Consider the following 18,122-nt stretch of genomic DNA (forward strand, 5'->3'; position numbering starts at 1 on the left):
CGACCGCAGCTTGATATTCAGTGGAACACGATTGGACTGCGATTCCCATCCGCCTGAGCTGTCGCACCACCCTGGACATCCAGCAAAACTTGCTGGTCGGATCACAGGGCCCGGGGGGATGCAAGAACGATGTCGGAGCGTAAAGACGATCAATCTCAGCCGCCCAAATGGCATCTTCATATACCAAAGGGTCGCACTCCGGTGGCATTTGAAAGGCAAGCCAGGTCTCCAACGCCGCCAGATCCGCCGTCAGGGGAGCGGAGCGGACAACGGATGCAAGGTCAATCACAATCGCATGGTCGTTGCGCACGCGCACGTTTTCCCCATGGAGATCGCCATGCGCCGGCGCACTGCGGTAGCGCTGGCGCAGTTTGCCTAACTGATAAGAATGATCTCCGGTTTCGCCTTGATACCAAAGCGAAAAGCATCTTCAACATAGCACGACTTCAGCTTGCAAGGACGCAGTATTTCGGCATCGATCATAGCTAGGACGACTGAGCCCTCGTCCGGATCCTTGCCGTATGCTTGATCACGCCAGCCGCCAAGAGTCTCTTCGATCAGCGACGTCACGGCCCGAGCCGCCAGATTTCGGCGCGCCAAATTCCATAAGGATTCGGATCGGTCGACGAAACTTCCGACCAACAGACCGCGTTCCGCGCCGAATACCGGATCGTGAATATTCGGTCTCAGGCCGAAAGGAATATATTTATCCGCGTATTCGCGGTAGTTCCGGTATTCTTGGTCGATCTTGTCGCGTCGATCCAGTTTGGCGAAATCAGGCTGCGGCCATGCTCCAGCATTGGACGTATGAACGGTCATGTGAACGGCGAAGACGCGAGCTTGCGACAGCCCTCCCGTGAGCTCCTCAAGCACGATCCGACTGCAGTGCGCGAATGCACGCTTAAAGAGTATCTCGTCGGCCTCGCGCAAGGGTTCGCGGTCGCCCGCGACTTCGATCTTGAGGTCTGCGCGCGGCCTCTGACCGGCGTCGTGCCTTGCGATTTTCTCCGCTAAGGAATACGCTGGCATATCGGTGCGGACCGCGACCCCTGCAACATTCAGGACTGATTTCGCCGACGCCTGCACGCGCCCCATGGTCTCGTCGTCGTCCGCAATAAGATCTACGCGCAAACCGCTGTCGATTAGGGTTCTCACATGCGCGTCGGCGGCCCTCACTACGTCTTCCGGCATGTCGGAGCCGAACTGAAACACGGCGGCGCAGGCTTTTGAGGTATCCACGCCATCCGCCGAGGCGCAGCACAGCAGGTGCAGGTTCCGTTGCACGAACTCCCGCTCGGTTTCGGGCGGCGGTGGCGTACCGAACCACAGCACTTCGGGTCGCGCCTTAGCCATTGTTCGCCCTCGGCCGTACCGGAAGAGGCCACGAGGGCCCTTTGGCGAGAGCGCCGCGACGCGAACAGACGACGCAATCGTCGACTCTTCTCGCCTGCGTCGGTCGCACCGCGCCTCTGACACCCTCGTAAAGCTGGAAACGAGCCTGGCCGGGCATCGAGGTCACGGCAGCCATGAACATGGTGGCGGCCAGCGACGCCATCGTCGTGTTGATTGACATGACGGCCGGTTGAGGCTCGTAGTCCCCAACCAGATAGGGATCGGACGCGCGGCGTTCCGGGCTCATCATCTCGCGTCGGATCTGATTTCCGTCTAGCGCGCCTGTACATGTCAGACACGGCAACTCAGGAGCCAACATCTGCACACGCCCGCTGATGTGGGTGACTGCACCCTCCCGGACGGTAATGCTCGTGCCCATATCGATTGTGGGCACCAGGTATTGGTAGGCGACGTGGCAGACCACTGCCCTGCTCGCATGGGAATCAGTGCAGAGGAAGACGAAGTCGAGGCCGACAAGCTCCGCGGCGATGTTCGCATCGACTACATCGGCTCTCAGTCCCCGCACCCGCGAGGTCGACGAGCACGCGAGTATCTCCCTTTCCGCGACAGCGATCTTGCTCGTGCCCACGTCACTGGGACCGGCTCCGGCCAAGCGGTTGAGGTTCGTGGTTTCGACCACGTCAGGATCGATCAGCACGAAATCGCGAACGCCAAGACGAGTAAGCTGTTGGAGCAGCACTGACCCTGTACCACCGACCCCGACGACACCCACCTTCAGTGACGAGATTACCCGCTGACCATCGGCACCGAAGGCGCGCACCTGCCGATCATATCGCACATCGCTGCCTTCGGTGGATTTGTCAGACGACAGGAGGACCAGTCGCTCGCCGACCTGCCAGACCGGCACCTCCTGGGCCGTGCCGATCCGCCGGGCTCGGCAGCCCGCCTCACTCAATACGAGCGCCAGGTGTTCGCCTTGAGGCGCGCGACGACGCAGATAGCCAGCCAATGCGACTTCGCCCGCATCGTCGACTGCGGAGAATCGCGGATGGCTCTGTTCGAACGGATGGGTATGCACCAGCACGACGCTTCGTCCCAGCGCGCGGGCACGGTTGGCGACTTCGACGATGAATGCAGGTCGAAGCGTTGCCGACACCTCATCGCGATGCTCGTAAGCCGAATCGGCGACGCTCTCTACATCGTCCACCAACCATGTGTCGGTGTGCGGATCGTGCACCGAATAGGCTACCCCGCAGCTCTCGAGTGGCGCTGAGGCCAGCAGGTCGGCCGAGGCCCTGCGATACGTCGGCCAGACGAAACGCAGTCCGCTCATTGCAGTCGCCTCAGGCGATCGGCGATGGTGTTCATCCAGCTTGAGAGCGTGTCGCGGTTGGGATTCCATGCTTGGACATGCCAAGAGAACCAGAGTCCAGGCTCCGCGGTCTCCGGGATAATGTTGTTGTTGCCGGCATTGCACGGCATGCGTCCACCCTCGAGCGTCAGATCGTTGTCCGCCCAGAAGCAATCAGGTGCGGCAAAGGGGTAGCCGGTCGGAACCAGAAAACGGATCGAAGTCGCAGCCCTGCTCCAGCCGGGCGGCAGCGAGATCGAACCGATCGTCACCAGGATTGCGCCGCTCGGCAGATCTTGCGTACGCACATCCGGCCAGCGTCGACGCAAATCGTCGATCTGGACTTCAGCGGCGCCGCCCATCAGCCGAAGTTCGCCTTCGGGGCCGACGAGAAGCGAAGCGGCCCCTTGTTCTTGTCTAACGAGACCCGTTCGTCATCTCCGATAACGCGATCGGGATCGTTTCCGTGCCCTTCGAGAATGAGATCATGAGAGGAATCCCACTCGGCAACGCGCGCCTTAATTTGCAGCCCTGTCAGTGCCGGCTGGTCGGTCTCGTACTTCTTGCCGCCGACAAAGAAGAAGTACGTCTCTTGGTGTCCGTTCTGCTTGTCACCCATCTGTTCGCCTCTATTGTCTCGCACCCAGGCGCGGCTTCCCGGCCGAATAGGCGAGTTCCCGCAAATCACACGATGCGAGCTCCCGGCCCGCGTGTCAGGCCGTTGTTATACGAACAGGATCGGTGATTTCCTTCGAAATGCGACTGATCGACGCCGAACGGCGCCCGAGAGAGGCTGAAGGGCTCAGGATCCGCGCTCTTGCGGCGTCGGCCGGCGTCAGTTCTCATGGCGGGCGCGAATCGGACGCCGCGATGGGTTCCCGACAATCCAAGGTCACGCTGTCCAAGTGGCTTGCACTGAAGCGGAAGAAACCGGCCCGGGCTCACCTCCAAAATGCGCTGCGGCTAGAACGTTCGCTTTCGCCATTTCGAAAGCACCCGGTGCATCCGCGTCGGGAGAGGCGGCCTTGGCTGCAAGCCCAAACTTGTGAAGCGGTAGCCGCGTCCAAGCGTCGAATGGCCTTCGCCAGACATAGGACTGACCTTACGAGCCTCCAGAAGGCGACTTTTCGACTACCCCAGGATTGCGGGTGTGGCGCGCAATTGGACACGGGCCGCGCGGGACCGGATCAGCGACATGGAGAGCGTGATCGTTCTCCATGCGTAAAAACGGACGGCCAGCTCCTGCTCTGGAACGACACTCCACATGACCATCTCATTGGTTGCGAACCTCGGCGTGCGCGGCGCCGGACCACCCATCGTTTGCAGCCGGCCGGTGATTTCGATCGTCAGAGACCGTGAACGGGACGCACCGCTCGACCGCCGGCCAGCCCAATGCTTACCTCCGAAATACGGGTAAGCTTCTGTCCGGCGGACGGCGCGCACGGCCGCAGATTCAACGAGTGCATCGCCTTAATCGAGCAGAGTTGTGGCTTCACACAACGATTCATGTGCTGCGGCATTTATCTCCCGATCGAGCGCGATAACAAGCCGCGGGTGTTGCGGAAAGTCACTGAACACTGGGCGAGGGAGCGCAGCGCGACACGATCATCGTTCGTCTGCCGCCCCGGTTTGCGCTGACGAGGATGCCGGAAGGCGGCACTGTGAAGGACGCGAGTGACGGAGGTGGGTCAGGACCGAGCGTACCGTCACCCCGCTTGGCATAGCAGCAGCTTTCGTGATCCAAAGGACAGATGCTTGCCCACGTATCCTCGGGGGCGACCACTCTCCATCTCGCGACAGCGTTGTCGTCTGAATCAACTATGCGCCGAAGATGAACATGTTCCCTTCCGAAATCAATGAAGACCTGCAGACAGCCGGAGTGATGAGGACGCGTTAAAGACCTTAAGCATCGACCGCATCGTCGGGTCCAAAAATCAACAGTAAGACCCCACAAACACACACACGGTACGTTTCGACGTGGCGCGCTCCGACAGCGCATCGTCGCGGAACCCCTCTTCTCTTGTCAGAACTGATGAGGAAAACTTCGTTTCCGTTTCAGCTATTCCTTCCAGGTTGAGCCGCCCAGCCAATAGTCCGATGCAGATGAACCGACGAGTTCTTTGGCGCTATGCTTACGTAGTGAAACTGTTCCAGATGGAACAGTCGATGGGGGCGTCATCGGCCAATCATTGCCACCGCACGATGAGCCAGCGTTACATAATTATGCACCTGAACATGAGCCGTCCTGAGTCGGTCCGTGCGACGACACGAGAGGAGAGCTGCCAAGATCTTGAGGTGGAACGCGTTCGCAGGGTGTAACGCCATCTCATCCGCAGCGATGCGTTCTATTGATGTCACCGACCAATTCTCGCAATTGATCACAACGTTGTCACTGGGGTCCGACCGGCCGTCAAGCTTTCAAGAGCGTTATGCGTCGATGATCTCACCTCGCCTTAGTGGTCCGCGGCGCTCCGCAGTGACGATCGGCGACCAAATAAAGCACGCCCTATTCATAGTGACAGCGCCTGTATTATGGCTATACAGCTGCGGTCGCGTAGTTCGCTTCCCATTCCGCCGGAGCAACCCACAGTCGGCCCTTACAGTTCGCTAGATCTGCATCAGCGGCAACGGAATGGCGGCCGTTACTCAATAAGACGCAGACGCCGCGCCTTGACGACGCATTGGATACGGGTGGTCGTTTCCAGCTTTCGCATTGCATTTTTGACATGAAAGTTGACGGTGTTCTCGCTCACTTTCAGGATGACTCCGATGGCCCAGGACGACTTCCCTTCCTCGACCCATCGCAAGCACTGTCTTTCCCGTGACGACAGAACAACCCCTTGCACATCCGCCATGAATTTCTCCTGGAACAGAGAGGACGTGGAACGAGATCAGCAAATGCCATACCAGTCCGTGGCACCTCAAACTCTCGCGGCAGGACAAGATCTTGGGAGATTGCCGGTTCACTTCTGCGGAGACTGCCACCCAACTGCAGCCCTATCGACGGGATTGCGACATATGTCGAAAACGCAACAGCAGTAACTACGACAACCGTAGCAGTCGATATTTGCTCAACATCTGTGTGAACTGGATATCACCTTTTGGCCAGGCTTCCTCCCGCAAGGGGTGAATGCTCTGTGAAGGGCGCTAGCACCCGGCTTGCGAGCCGAGATCCTTCATTTGCACCAAAGCTTTCCTTTCTAACGTGTCGGCTTGGATCCACCCATCACAACCGGCCCCGCGTTCGGCGCCCATCGTATGGCGATCATGCAAGCTTTTACGTCCCAATCACCTACCAACGCTGGTCATTGATCGGCATCACCGCAAAAGGGTATGAGCAGTGCGGTTTGCACCAATCGACGGCCGGCCAAAAGGACTTCTGTATGAAGTATCAACCACAATCCGCTCGGCCCAACGCAGGTCATCAATGCACTCGGCCGTCGCCTGTCGAAATGCTTCGTGCGCAGGTCTGCTCGCATGGCGAGCTCTCGTTTCTGATGGAGGCGCATGACGGCCTATCCGCTACAATCGCCCAGCGCTCAGGATTCAAGGGGCTCTGGGCGTCCGGTCTGTCGATTGCCTGTTCTCTAGGTTACCGCGACGCGAACGAAGCATCGTGGAGCCAGCTTGTCGACGCTGTTGAGCGGATCGTAGATTCGAGCCAACTTCCTGTCCTGGTTGACGGCGACGGCGGCTTCGGGAATTTCAACAATGCTCGACTGCTGGCGCGCAAGCTCCTCCAGCGCGGCGCTGCCGGCGTCGCACTGGAGGACAGCTGTTTTCCGAAGATGAACTCGTTTGTTGGGGATCGGCACCCGCTCGCCGATATCGACGAATTCTCGGGCCGCCTCCGGGCAGTGAAGGATACGGTCGCAGACGACTTGGTTCTGGTTGCAAGGATCGAGGCGCTGATCGCTGGGTATGAGATGGACGAAGCACTTTTGCGCGCTCACGCCTACGCCGACGCGGGAGCCGATGCGATCCTCATTCATTCGCGAAGGAGCACTGCGGACGAAATCCTTTCATTCGCGCGCGCTTGGCAGAACAGATTGCCCGTCGTGATCGTTCCGACGAAATACTACCGAACGCCGATCTCTGTATACCGTGAAGCCCGCATCGCCACCGTGATCTGGGCCAACCACTCCATGCGAGCGGCAATAGCGGCAATGCGGCAAGTCTGCCGTCGCATCATCGTTGAGGAAAACACCGCGAGCGTTGATCCGAATATCGCTACTCTCGACGAAGTCTTCGAACTTTTGAAGTACGACGAACTCGCCCGTGCGGAAGCAATATATCTGCGGCCCGACGCTGAATTGCGCAAATAAGGTTTCGTCGACACAGGAGCATATTCGTTGCCGAGATCTCACCGTCCTGGACTTCCTGCTAGCTGGCCAGGTGCGATACTTCAATCTCAAATGGCTTTCGTTGCACCGAGATGTCCTTAGATGGCGTAGCACGCCTACTCGGCCGAAATTCGCATTTTTTCATCTGGGCAGCAGCTCGAGGTACCGGATCCATGGCCTCCCTCCTCTTTGGAAAAGGACCGACGAGGACCATTTGTCTGCCTTCACCCTTGGAGTTGATCTTCAAGGCTCCGGCCGGCTTGATTTCGCTTCAGCAAGCATCCGTTGCGGCCGAAGACACTCGTCGGTGTTTCACCTTAGCGGAGCGACGAAAAGGAACTGAATGGTGACCAATGCTCCCAAGAACGCCGTCATTCTCGCCGCTGGCTGCGGCTCTCGCCTGCGTCCCCTGACAGATCTGAGGCCGAAGCCGCTCATTGAGGTCAATGGCACCTCGATTCTTCACAACGCTCTGCGCAACCTGAAAATTGTCGGCGTGGAAGAGGTGACGATCGTCGTGGGTTACCGCAAAGACGCCATTCAGTATGCCTGCGGCAGCCGCTTTGGCGGGCTCAGAATCAAATATGTCGAGTCGACTGTTTTTGACCGCACCGGAAGCGCCTATTCTTTGTGGCTGGCGCGCGACGCGCTTCTCTCCGGAGACTGCTTTCTCCTCGAGGGCGACGTCTTTTTCGATGAGGATGCGTTGCGATATTTGATTATCTGGCGGGGGACTGATGTGGCTGCAGTCGTTCCCTTCGATGATTCCATGGAAGGATCAGCCGTTCTGTTGTCGCAGAACGGCTTCATCTCAAGCTTTCGAATGAAGCAAACGGCGTCAAATCTTGTTGCGGATGGCCCAAAGCTATTCAAGACGATGAACCTATTACGTCTCTCGGCGCCGACACTCAAGGCCACGATCGTTCCGACGCTGGACGATATCATCGCTGCCGGGGCTAGGCAGACCTACACCGAAGAACTTTTGGGTTATCTGATAGAAAGACGAGGTTTACAGCTCGCCGCGGCGCGATGCGATGGCCTCAACTGGTACGAAATTGATAATGCTGAGGATCTGCAAATTGCCGAGCGGATTTTCAGGAACCGAATGAACGCCTACACGCCGAGACGTGATTTGCAGACTAGGTGAGAGTCCAATGCTAAAATACCTTTGGGATCCAGCGAACGCCATAACCATCACAGGTCTGCTCTTTTCCTCCACCAGCCTATTTCTTGCTCTCTCTGAGCGCCTCGAGCTATCTGTGGCAGTAGCGCTTTGGGCTGTTCTATCGGACCACCTCGACGGGTTTGTGGCAGGTCGCACGAAGGGTCGCGATCCAGATGTTGCAAAGATGGGAGCGAGCCTCGACGGGTTTGCCGATATTGTCTATGGAGCCGTTCTGCCTGCGGTAATTGTGGTACAAGTCAGCCAAGCCTCGGCGCTCGCCGTTGCGACCGCAACCATGCTACTGGTCGCTGGTGCAATAAGGCTTAGCTACTTTGCGAACTTTGGCCGGTCGTGCGATGGCTGCTTCTTAGGCGTTCCCTTGTCTTACGACGTGCCGTTCCTGGCGCTCTTATTTCTTCTCAAGCCTCTCATTCCTGCTGAAGCATTTGCTGACGTCGTGAGCATTTGCTTCTTGCTGCTCGCTATGGCGCATGTCGCGCCTGTTCGTGTGCCACCACTCAGTGCAATAATGTATGCGGCAATAAGTATCTTCGCAGTCGCATCATCGGTGGCTTTGGCTAGTCGGTCCCTTTGATTGCGGATGGAAGTATGATCCAGCGAGTGAGCTGCTGCGTGTTGCAGGCTTCCCCTACCATGCAGGTCGCGCGATGACGTGTAGCCTCGCCAATCGCAATGTGCGCGCACCAGTCATATTGCCGGGCAACTTTTCACGCGAGTCGGCGCTGCCAGATGGTTGTTGGCCGTGAGCTAGTCGAGAGAACGCGATCGTTCTAGAATTTTCGTCAGCCCTAAAACGGTTCACTGGTCCACTCATGAACAGCACTGCACAAATCGACGTACCGCGTAGGTCGGATGACGTCTCCGACCTAATCAACCGATTCCCCGGCGGCTATTGGAAATATGACATCAAGGACTTCGTCCTTCTGGTGAATCCATATTTTCCGCCGCAAGCGTTCCTTGACGAACTTAAGGACGCTCTACCGCGGCTTATCACCTGCTATCCCTCTCCTAATGTGCAGATGCTTCAGCTTCTTGCGGATGCGGTGAAGATTCCGGCGCATAATCTTGTCATTTGCAATGGCGTGGCTGAACTGATTCCCATCCTTCTTGGTCGACTGGGTATGAGGATTGCGGTCCCGGTCCCAACCTTCAATCCCTATGAAACCACCGCCTTGCCCGGGCGGCTGTCGCGCTTCATCCTGCCACCGCCAGATTTTGAACTCGATGTGCACGGCTATGCGGCGTTTGCGCATGCAAATCGTGTCGACGGCGCGGTGGTGATATCGCCGAATAATCCAACTTCGCGGGCCGTTCCTTATGCGGATTTGCTATATCTCGCTTCCGCGCTTCGAGATCAACAGCAACTCCTATTGATCGATGAGTCATTCATCGAGTTTAGTGAAGTCGGACGAAGTGCGAGCTTGGAAAACCACTTGCTCGAATTTCCCAATGTGATCGTTCTCAAAAGCCTGGGAAAGATTTACGGGACATGCGGTTTGCGGCTCGGGTATGCGGCATCGTCAAATGCGCAGACGATGAACGAAATTAGGGCTGCCCTGCCCGCGTGGAATGTCAACACGTTTGCGGAGTTTTTTCTAAGCAAGCTTCCTCACCTGGCGCACGCGGCGAAGCAGAGCTGGATAAGCGTGGGCAGCGACAGGGACAAATTGTACGCAGACCTGCGCAGCATCGACGGAATGAGAGTTCTGAAGCCAGATGCAAACTTCGTGTTCTGCGAACTTCCGCCCCACTTTCCGGATGGGGACGTGATCGCCTCAAAACTTTTGAAAGATAGACGGATATTGATCAGGCACAATGGCGGCAAGACGCTTCAGAATGGCAAACGATTCTTGCGTATCGCAAGCCGCACTGAAGACGACAATAGGCTTTTGGTGGAAGCACTGAAAGTCATTTCTGATTAGCGCAACCTCCCCCCGGTACCGAGCCTTCGAATTCGCCGGGACAGCTCCCCCAGACTTTCGCACCGCGCGAAAGGCACAGGCCGCGCGGAGCGGGCCAAGCAAACTCCACTACGCTGATCTTCTATTTGGTCGGTCGAGCGGAAACAAAGAAGGTCAAGGCGCTGCGCAATCACATCGCGGCTCGACGCACGGTCGGCGACCACAATCCTCCGACGCGGATCGACTGTGTACAGCACGGCGGCTGATCTTCATGCCCACCTAGTCTGGTATGTTCTGGAGGCCCTGAGCCAGTCGCTGAACCTGCGAAGACATCGCTGGTAGCCGAGAAGCCTGCGGATGCCGCTTCCTGAGTGTTTCCGGGAAACTTGGAAATGAGTGCGTTGTAGTCGTTAGAGAGCTTGTCCGGGGACCTCTGCCTTTGTTTTTGTCGGTTGACTGTCGGCCATCATCCAGTCCGCTGCAGCGAGAAGAACGGTTTCTCCAGGGTGCTCAAGAGAAGGGGCTGCGCCAGCGTCATCCGACGGCTTGCGCTTCTCGCAACGTTATGATCCACCGCCATTTCCGCGATCGCAGACAATCCTATCCGCAACAACGACTGCGTCGAACGGCCCAATCGTCGACACCGGTGACAGCAGGAGGAGTGCTTCGCGGGAAGCCGTCCGCCGCCCCGCGAACCGAAGCAACGGGCTATCGGCAAACAGTTGCATCAGAAGGGGAGAATAAATACCTCAGTGGACTCCAGCGGACATCCGTGGACTACCACCAATGACTCCGTTCTGTACGAAAGAAACGGCGAGCGCGTTCACCGTCTCGACGGCGTAGTCGCAGACGGCGACAGGCTCGTCGTCGGGAAGGCGGTTGATGGATGCCGCAACAGTTTCACCTCTGTCGTCAGTCTGCGTGGCGCGGAAGGTGACGCACCCCCGACCCAAGAGCAATTGGACGCCACTATCAAGCCCAGATGGAGGATGCTTGGCGTCCTCCGGTTCAGGAAACCACGGAGAGGCAAGCGCCGCTTGCCTCGGTGGATGACGCGATCGAGCAGAGAAACCGACGTCTAGAGAACGCTTGGAAAAGGTTAGGACACCCGGCCTACCGCGTTCCGCGCCCGGTGGGCCTAAACAGGAGGGGCCATATGGCTGACGGATCGAACCTACCAAAAGCAGCCCAGCTCCCACGGTTCGCAGGATTGGCGAACTCGAAAGGATCATCATGAACAATCCGGACGGAGGCAGGGGCGATGCTATCCGTGAGGAGATCGCGCTGCTCCGCGAGAGGAGAGAGGAGCATACCGATCGGCATCGATCATGCTGCAATGTGAATGCAGCAGTCCGTAGACACCTCGAAATGCTTCCGGCCAACGCGGTGTTGTCGGACGCAAAACGGATCAAGGTGCCGCCTAGAGCAGGCGAGAGCTTTGCCGATGCCGTTCATAGAGTCAGGCGGGACATCGGCAACCTCGTTGCGGAGAAGCTTCAGGTTCAGCAGGCCGGATTGCCCATCGAGGAAATTCGCGCGAAGGCCCGGGACTGGATTTCGCGGCATGCACGGACGGCGCGACCGCCCATCACCGCGACACCTAACGAGTTCGCGATCAGCTTCGAAATCTACGACGAAAAGGCATCGGTTCCGGTGCCCGACATAGGTGCGATCATGGCGTTTCTATATCCGGAGAAGCTGGCGAAGCGGATCGACGAAGCCATCTAGCAAATGCCCAAGCCAAAACTTGCCTTGTCGGCAGAGCAGAAGGCCAAACGGCTCCGAGAGATCAAAGACCTGCTGTACGAATGGGAGACGGAGAAAGAGGCCCTGATCTCATTGGCCGAAGAACAGGGACAGACGATTGATCGACGTCCAAAAGCTGATCCGAGGCAATACTCGGCCTCGTCGTCGACCGACATAGCCGCATGACGAGCTTCCCTCCCGTTAGCTGTATCAGGGAGGGCATTGTGCTGGCCTGCCTTTGATCCGGTCCGGGGCCAGCAGCGGGCCACTGCGCAGGTGTCCGCGTGAACAAACGGCGCAGAGCCTGGGGGCAGAATTGACCTTCGCTGACGCGCCAGGCAGGCCCGTCGTCATTCCGAAGCTTCCCCGGCACCGGAGAGACAACGGGGTTTTCCTCTCTCAGGCGCTTTTTCTGAAGCCGCTCGCTATCCAGGCGATCGCGACGCCGATGAGAGCAAAAGGATTGGTGGCGTTAATAGGAGTATGACAGCAGCTTGCGTCCGCTCCGCCCTCTTTTCGTTTTCTTCAGCTATCACCTGGAGCAATTCGTCCGCGGTTTGATTTGCTCCGTCAATCTGCTTCCTCGCGTCCGTGGGATCAGTGCGCTGCAAGAGCAATGCGCCTCTGTTTACGCCCTCGATTATTTGGCGTCGAAGCTCTTCCGGTCTGCGCGAGCTGCCGAGACCCTCGCTTACAACACCCTTGTACTCGACATGGAGTTGGACATTGGGCTGCCAAAGCCCCTTGAATTCGCACTTCCCCTTCATTGAAAATGCTAAGGTCCATCCATGCGACGCTTAGAACAACCCATAATCGCAGAAACCCTTTAGACCAAGCCATCGAGATCTGTCCTCGGCGCGAGGTCGACCCGAGACCGCGCCCGTTTTACTAGCTACAGACATTTAGGACGCAGATGCTGCAACCGGCCTTATTGGAGTAGCTTGGCGTAGAAGGGACGCATGAGATCGTTCACCTCGTCGTACAATTTGGTCTTGAGAAGCTTATTCTTCGTGTCCGTCTGTATAACATACCCATCGTATTGCGTGCCGTGAAGGCTAACTGTACTGAGGATCAATTGAGAGGCTTCAGGAACTTGACTGAGACAGAATTCGATCATGCGCCTCGCATTTGCTGCGTCTTGATCCTGCTGCACGGGCGAGTCAATCACGATCGGACAGAACGCTGAGGTGGAATATCTCTTCATCGTGTGGATGAACGCATAGTAGTAGGCGAGAAGCCCGCGCGGCAAATCGCTGCCTGTCTCGCGTATGTGACAGTCGATCGCCTTGTAACTCTCTTCCGCCAAATTCGGGACGTGAAGCTGCTGAACAAAAGAGTTCATTTGTCGCAGATAGAAACCCTTAATCTCACCTTGACGCTTCTTGTCATCCAGCGACTTCATAGTTTGCGCTGCCTCGTCGGACTTGATCTCTTGAGTTCCAATTTGCGAGTCAATCTCCTTCTGTTCAGAGGCGATAGCCCCATCCATCAGTTTCTCACTCTCGCCTTCTATGAGGTCACGCAGCTTCAGATCACCCCTCTGCTCATCAAGAATGCTGTTGATGCGCACGATGGAGTCTGAGAAGTGCCCCAGCTGCTCCTTTTGCGTAGCAATCTCAACATCGACAGCTTCTATCTCCTTGCGAATCTCAACGATAAATGCGCGGCACGTGTCGACATCTGAGATCAAACCAAATTTATTCGCAAAGTCATTCGCGTGGATGGTCCCGCACGTGGGACAAATGATCTCATCCTCGGTTTCGCGGCGTAGAAACTCGTAGTCGGCATCGAGGTCGGCTAGCGCACTTTCGGCAATAACACTCTGCTCAACAAGGATCGCTCTCCTCGAATTCAGCTCCGAGAGGGCGCGCTGCACTTGGTCTTGTGCGGACTGCAATGACTGGCATTCACCGACCAGCGCATCAATCTGAGCAACAAATTGATCAGGAGAGAGATCGAAATGAAGTCGCTTGCGGTTTGCTCGTAGTCGCGCGCTCGCACGATCCAATGCGCGCCGCTCGACTTTAAACTCTTCTTTGGCTTTGTCGGCCGAAGCCTTCAGTGCCTTCGCTTCATAGTACTCGTTTGGCCGTAGGCCAGCATGAAAGTTCGCTACATCCTTCCGGTATCCGGCGAACATCTGGAGGTTCGAGAACGAACTCCAGTTCTCGACCCAACTGACGTCCTGGTCGACATAGAATGGGAGGAATAGATACGCTGGAGGCGGCACCTGCAGCTCGCCCTTTCGGTCAGCCAACGTAAGGCCGAAATCTAGCAGCTTCGCAAGTTGTGGCCCGATCCCGCTAGTGATGTTGCTACCGACCCAGATGGTTGCTCCATCTCCGTCAAAAAGCCCAAACGTACTCCCCGAGCGCAACAACTTATACGGAGAGCCGTCTACGGTGAACTCGACCAGAGTATCGACGGCGGCATCCTTCCACGTCTGATTGACCTTTGCAGAGTCGGCACCAAAAGCGGCATAGATCGATTTGATCAGGCAGGACTTTCCAGTGTCATTGTCTCCTAGTACGACCGTCCTGCTCGGATCGAACGTCATTAGCTGCGCCGCCTTCTCGCGCGCGGATAGCAGAAGCAACCTTTTTAATTGCAAGTTTTTCATGGCTGCGTGTTCTGAGATTTCGAATCAATTTTTTGTACATCTCCTGACGGGTCATAAGTCATCACCTCGTAGATGATCATCGCTCTAGCGCGGCTCGGCGTCAGATCAGAGATCGTCGTTTTCGCAAAGCTCCAAATCGCAGCCATTACTTGGTCAGCCAACGGCGTTAAATCCAATGATAGGCTACTCGGCCATTTCAATTCTGTTCGGATACGTGAGCGAACACGGTTGATTGCTTCATTACCCGCGCCCAAAGCAAGAGTTCTGTAAAGCCGCCATTCTCTGGCAATGAGTGCCTTCTCCAAAGCTGAGTAGGTAAGATCATTCGAGAAGTCGGACCACGCCGGTACGGATTGGTTGTTCGCGATCTGCGATAGCCAACCATTCACATGGCTCTTGGTGATCGCTTTGTGTTTGATCAAGTCGTCAAACGTATTGATGGAGCCGGTAAATTTTGACTTTGTACGACAGTCCTCGATGATCGCCTTGTACAGAGTGTCCGGACTATAGGTCACCGCCCCAAGCTGGCGCGTTACAAATTCCTGCATCAGACCTTTCACGTGCGCCGAAGCATCGTGCAAGCTCAAGTCAGCTCGGACAAAATGCATAAGCTTCGCCGTGTCTGCCGTTGCCGCTGGACGCTCGTGCTTCAGCTTCGTCAGAAACTTGGCAAAGGCTTCCGGAGTGCAATCTGCAAAGCAGGAAATCGTTGCCGACGCGTCCATAAATTCGCAGGGTAGATTGGAAACGAAGTTCAGCCTTTCGGTTTCGTCCGGAAATAGCTCATAATTGTCGTGCATCTTGCCGATGTAGGATGGGAGCAAAGAGGCTCCGTCCTTTGACTTCTTCCGGGTGCTCAGGTCGGTAAGCGTCCAATGGCCTTTGACCTTCGTCTTGACTTGATAAAATCGAGCTCGGGTAGGCGTTGAACTGCTGTTCAGCCGCACGATGTCGTCGTGAAATTCGAAGGCGATCGCGTAGTCCTCGAGATCGTTGTGGCTCTCGAAGATCAGCACGAGTCCCCAGATCGCCTGATAATCGTATCGCTCGTATCCTGTTTCGCCCGACTTCTCCCGTCGTGGCGTTTGCACGAGCTTATCCGCGAAAGACATAGAAGATTTCCCCCGCGATCACTTTAGCTCGTCATCTGGCAGAGACAACTAGCGCGCGCAGTTTGTGATCTACACCCTTTGACCATACGGCGGACCAGCCTAGCGGCACCTAAATTCGCCACCCAAACGGAGCGAACAAAGCGTGAGTGGAACTAAATGATTGAAATCATTGGTCAAGTTGGGTAGGAACCGCAAACTGACATCAGCAGCATTGATAAAGCTAGAGAATTTGCGCTCTACGCCGAATGTTTTGTACCAGCATTTTGTATTTCAATCCCAGCATCTTCCTCGCACTCCCTCATGATCAGCTAGCGAACTCACCTAGCCGCGCATCTCCGCGAAGCATCGCCCCGACGGAGCAAGCGGCTTCGTGGGCTGCCGCTCATTCTGAGCGTAGCCCCCCGTACGTGGTCTTCAAGAGACGAATGGCATCGAAGATACCCGCCACGCCAGCTGTGAACTAGGCTAGGCGCTCGCAATGTTCGCAGCGCGGCCGCCCTCCGGTGCCCGAGGCGAGATATTGCCGTTCGATGTTATTGCCCTCGGTACACTTGTCGTTGTCGTGATAGACGTTTCGCGCATTGGGCTTCTTTGAATGAAATGGTGACACTTTCGACATAAATCGGCCCTTCCCGATGGATGGTATTTATTCGCACGGGATAGCAAACATGTGGGTTTGATTTGATGCAGTAACCCTGGGGTCGGCGCATAAATTTCGCGCTCCCTCAGATTTTTCGACGAATTCCGCCATCGATCACAGATCGAGATACGCGACGCGACTATCCCCCTTCATGAGCTTTGCGGATCGACGCTCATTTCATGTGAGGTTGCTGGGACGAGCTACGACGTCAGCAGAATCAAGATAAACGGCCTCGCCGACCTGCACACGACGAAGATACTGCCGGTATGCGCCGCTGCTGGTCTCGTATATCTTCTCAACCGTACCAGGCAGGTCCTCTCTATTACGGATAAAGACCTCTGCGAGGGGGCGACCGGTCATCGTTGCCGACCGCGAGAGGCCCAGAAGACCGAGCACTGTCGGCGCAAAATCGCAAATACTCGAGGGCAGTTGTGAGGCGAAGCCGCCTTTGATCAGCGGCCCCGCCAAAATGCCGACCGACGACATCTCCTTGGCATGCAGCCCGCCGTGCACTCCGAAGCCGACAGGCCCATCCGCACTCCAAGTGCGGCCGCTAAGGCCAAACGGATCGAGTCTGTCATCCGACCGGAACGAGAACAGGATGTCCGCCGATCGGGGGTGGTCGGCGAACACCAAATGGCGGGCAAAGCTGCCCGGTGCAATGCCATCGACCGCGCCGCCCGCGGTGAACACCGGCCCACACCAGGGCCTTTCGATCATCGCCCCGACCGCGCGGCGGATAACGTTTTCCGATGGCTCGGTGAGGTAAATTGCTCCGACCTGCCCAGGTATAACAATGGCATCGATCCCGGCCGCCGGTGTCGGGCCGCAGCGCAGCCCCGCAGCCTCCAGCGTCTCGAATAGATCGGCCCGCGCATGCACGGTCACGTGTCCATGATCGGAGGCGGCGATCAGGTGCACGCCTTGGGACAAGCCCTCAGCCTCCCACCAATCGAGCACGCGGCCAAACTGCCGATCGACAAAGCTGATTGCTTCAAGCGTCTTTGGCGCGCCGGTCCCACAATCGTGCGAGGAGATATCGGGCTCGCCGAAGGAGAGGATTGCGACGTCGGGCCGAAGCCGAGGCCAGATGACGTCTAGAAATGCTGAAGTCAGAAAGGCTTGAGAGGCAAGATCTGGGGTGCCCGTGGACGGGGGCGCCGGCGTCGGCCCCAGCAGAGTCTCCACTTGTCTGAGCATCTCGGCCGAGGTCGCGATGCAAGGGAAGTGAGCGGAGAGCGTCACTTGGCCGAACTTTCGAGCCTTATGGTTCAGCAGGCGCGTTGCCCCCGCCGAGTTGGAAGCCAGGACGGCGAAGGTCCTGCCGTTCGCCGCCAAGATCTCGCCAAGTGACGGCACACCTAGTAGATGGCCGCCGCTCGCGGCATCAAGATCCTCGATCATGCGCGCGTCACTCGTGTCGACGGAGCGCGGAATCGGCGACTGCTTGTCGAGATATGAGTTTCCAACGATGCCGTGGCGATCCGGCGTCGCGCCAGTGACGAGGCTCGTGAGCGCTATTCGTGTTTCGCTGGGATAGACGGTGCGCTGCCGGGCCAGCACCGCACCGCGGCGCTGAAGCCTGATCAGATTCGGTGTTAGTGATGGCTTGACGAGATCGGGGCGAAGCCCGTCGAACAGCACGATGAGAACCCGATTCCGGTGCGGTCGTTCGAACATGATCGTAAAGCTTTCGTCTAGCTGGGAGGTAGCGGATCGGGAGCGCTCAGGACTGGGCTGACGCGGCAGCGCCATCGACTTGGAGCCGATGCTGATTGCTAGCGCTGGCGCAATGCGGGTACGGAGCTCCCGGCTATGCTGACCAACGCCCGGCCAGCCTGTCGACCGGTCCCGAGCCGGGATTAGCGGC

Annotated in this window: 14 protein-coding genes; 6 read left to right on the forward strand and 8 right to left on the reverse strand. The window is 57.3% G+C overall.

Features of this window, described 5'->3' with window-relative positions; genetic code table 11:
• Positions 1–375: 375 nt before the first annotated feature.
• The 5 genes from I6F17_RS10045 to I6F17_RS10065 form a co-directional block, all read right to left on the reverse strand.
• Positions 376–1,353: a hypothetical protein gene (locus tag I6F17_RS10045; protein ID WP_225125809.1), complete on the reverse strand. Its 978-nt coding sequence runs from the start codon at positions 1,351–1,353 to the stop codon at positions 376–378.
• Positions 1,346–2,686: a ThiF family adenylyltransferase gene (locus I6F17_RS10050; protein WP_225125807.1), complete on the reverse strand. Its 1,341-nt coding sequence runs from the start codon at positions 2,684–2,686 to the stop codon at positions 1,346–1,348. The genes I6F17_RS10045 and I6F17_RS10050 overlap by 8 nt, the downstream gene beginning before the upstream one ends.
• Positions 2,683–3,066, reverse strand: coding sequence for an E2/UBC family protein (locus I6F17_RS10055; protein WP_225125805.1), 384 nt, complete (start codon positions 3,064–3,066; stop codon positions 2,683–2,685). Before I6F17_RS10055 ends, I6F17_RS10050 begins: the two co-directional genes overlap by 4 nt.
• On the reverse strand, positions 3,066–3,323 hold the full coding sequence (locus tag I6F17_RS10060) for a multiubiquitin domain-containing protein (RefSeq protein WP_225125803.1): 258 nt from the start codon (positions 3,321–3,323) through the stop codon (positions 3,066–3,068). Before I6F17_RS10060 ends, I6F17_RS10055 begins: the two co-directional genes overlap by 1 nt.
• 2,023 nt (positions 3,324–5,346) lie before the next feature.
• On the reverse strand, positions 5,347–5,559 hold the full coding sequence (locus I6F17_RS10065) for a helix-turn-helix transcriptional regulator (RefSeq protein ID WP_225125801.1): 213 nt from the start codon (positions 5,557–5,559) through the stop codon (positions 5,347–5,349).
• A 597-nt stretch (positions 5,560–6,156) separates the two neighbouring features.
• Between I6F17_RS10065 and aepX the strand changes: the two genes are divergently transcribed.
• The 6 genes from aepX (at position 6,157) to I6F17_RS10095 (ending at position 12,066) form a co-directional block, all read left to right on the forward strand.
• Positions 6,157–7,029, forward strand: a complete 873-nt coding sequence (gene aepX, locus I6F17_RS10070; RefSeq protein ID WP_225126102.1) for a phosphoenolpyruvate mutase — start codon at positions 6,157–6,159, stop codon at positions 7,027–7,029.
• Between the two features lie 361 nt (positions 7,030–7,390).
• Positions 7,391–8,194 carry a phosphocholine cytidylyltransferase family protein gene (locus I6F17_RS10075; protein ID WP_225125799.1) on the forward strand — a complete coding sequence of 268 codons (804 nt, stop codon included), beginning with the start codon at positions 7,391–7,393 and terminating at the stop codon, positions 8,192–8,194.
• 7 nt (positions 8,195–8,201) lie between these two features.
• A complete protein-coding gene (locus tag I6F17_RS10080; RefSeq protein ID WP_225125797.1) occupies positions 8,202–8,807 on the forward strand; it encodes a CDP-alcohol phosphatidyltransferase family protein in 606 nt (201 codons plus the stop codon).
• Between the two features lie 238 nt (positions 8,808–9,045).
• Positions 9,046–10,155, forward strand: coding sequence for a histidinol-phosphate transaminase (locus tag I6F17_RS10085; protein ID WP_225125794.1), 1,110 nt, complete (start codon positions 9,046–9,048; stop codon positions 10,153–10,155).
• Between the two features lie 1,212 nt (positions 10,156–11,367).
• The gene (locus I6F17_RS10090; RefSeq protein ID WP_225125792.1) at positions 11,368–11,862 is read left to right on the forward strand and encodes a hypothetical protein; all 495 of its coding nucleotides are present in this window, start codon (positions 11,368–11,370) and stop codon (positions 11,860–11,862) included.
• Positions 11,863–11,865: 3 nt separating this feature from the next.
• Entirely contained in the window at positions 11,866–12,066 is a 201-nt protein-coding gene (locus tag I6F17_RS10095; RefSeq protein ID WP_225125790.1) for a hypothetical protein, read from the forward strand.
• Positions 12,067–12,808: 742 nt separating this feature from the next.
• Here I6F17_RS10095 and I6F17_RS10100 read toward each other — a convergent pair.
• The 3 genes from I6F17_RS10100 to I6F17_RS10110 all read right to left on the reverse strand — a co-directional run bounded on the left by I6F17_RS10100 (position 12,809) and on the right by I6F17_RS10110 (position 17,932).
• Positions 12,809–14,500 (reverse strand): hypothetical protein, encoded by a 1,692-nt coding sequence (locus I6F17_RS10100; RefSeq protein WP_225125789.1) that lies wholly within the window; start codon positions 14,498–14,500, stop codon positions 12,809–12,811.
• Positions 14,497–15,612 carry a DUF4297 domain-containing protein gene (locus tag I6F17_RS10105; RefSeq protein WP_225125786.1) on the reverse strand — a complete coding sequence of 372 codons (1,116 nt, stop codon included), beginning with the start codon at positions 15,610–15,612 and terminating at the stop codon, positions 14,497–14,499. The genes I6F17_RS10100 and I6F17_RS10105 overlap by 4 nt, the downstream gene beginning before the upstream one ends.
• An 817-nt stretch (positions 15,613–16,429) precedes the next feature.
• Positions 16,430–17,932 carry an alkaline phosphatase family protein gene (locus I6F17_RS10110; protein WP_225125784.1) on the reverse strand — a complete coding sequence of 501 codons (1,503 nt, stop codon included), beginning with the start codon at positions 17,930–17,932 and terminating at the stop codon, positions 16,430–16,432.
• Positions 17,933–18,122: the final 190 nt, after the last annotated feature.

Source organism: Bradyrhizobium sp. NBAIM18, from assembly GCF_020193825.1.
Classification (GTDB): Bacteria; Pseudomonadota; Alphaproteobacteria; order Rhizobiales; family Xanthobacteraceae; genus Bradyrhizobium; species Bradyrhizobium yuanmingense.

Coding starts and splice junctions, on each gene's coding strand:
- I6F17_RS10045 (WP_225125809.1), bottom strand. CDS start 1,353: ATGGCTAAGGCGCGACCCGAAGTGCTGTGGTTCGGTACGCCACCGCCG.
- I6F17_RS10050 (WP_225125807.1), bottom strand. CDS start 2,686: ATGAGCGGACTGCGTTTCGTCTGGCCGACGTATCGCAGGGCCTCGGCC.
- I6F17_RS10055 (WP_225125805.1), bottom strand. CDS start 3,066: ATGGGCGGCGCCGCTGAAGTCCAGATCGACGATTTGCGTCGACGCTGG.
- I6F17_RS10060 (WP_225125803.1), bottom strand. CDS start 3,323: ATGGGTGACAAGCAGAACGGACACCAAGAGACGTACTTCTTCTTTGTC.
- I6F17_RS10065 (WP_225125801.1), bottom strand. CDS start 5,559: ATGGCGGATGTGCAAGGGGTTGTTCTGTCGTCACGGGAAAGACAGTGC.
- aepX (WP_225126102.1), top strand. CDS start 6,157: ATGCTTCGTGCGCAGGTCTGCTCGCATGGCGAGCTCTCGTTTCTGATG.
- I6F17_RS10075 (WP_225125799.1), top strand. CDS start 7,391: ATGGTGACCAATGCTCCCAAGAACGCCGTCATTCTCGCCGCTGGCTGC.
- I6F17_RS10080 (WP_225125797.1), top strand. CDS start 8,202: ATGCTAAAATACCTTTGGGATCCAGCGAACGCCATAACCATCACAGGT.
- I6F17_RS10085 (WP_225125794.1), top strand. CDS start 9,046: ATGAACAGCACTGCACAAATCGACGTACCGCGTAGGTCGGATGACGTC.
- I6F17_RS10090 (WP_225125792.1), top strand. CDS start 11,368: ATGAACAATCCGGACGGAGGCAGGGGCGATGCTATCCGTGAGGAGATC.
- I6F17_RS10095 (WP_225125790.1), top strand. CDS start 11,866: ATGCCCAAGCCAAAACTTGCCTTGTCGGCAGAGCAGAAGGCCAAACGG.
- I6F17_RS10100 (WP_225125789.1), bottom strand. CDS start 14,500: ATGAAAAACTTGCAATTAAAAAGGTTGCTTCTGCTATCCGCGCGCGAG.
- I6F17_RS10105 (WP_225125786.1), bottom strand. CDS start 15,612: ATGTCTTTCGCGGATAAGCTCGTGCAAACGCCACGACGGGAGAAGTCG.
- I6F17_RS10110 (WP_225125784.1), bottom strand. CDS start 17,932: ATGTTCGAACGACCGCACCGGAATCGGGTTCTCATCGTGCTGTTCGAC.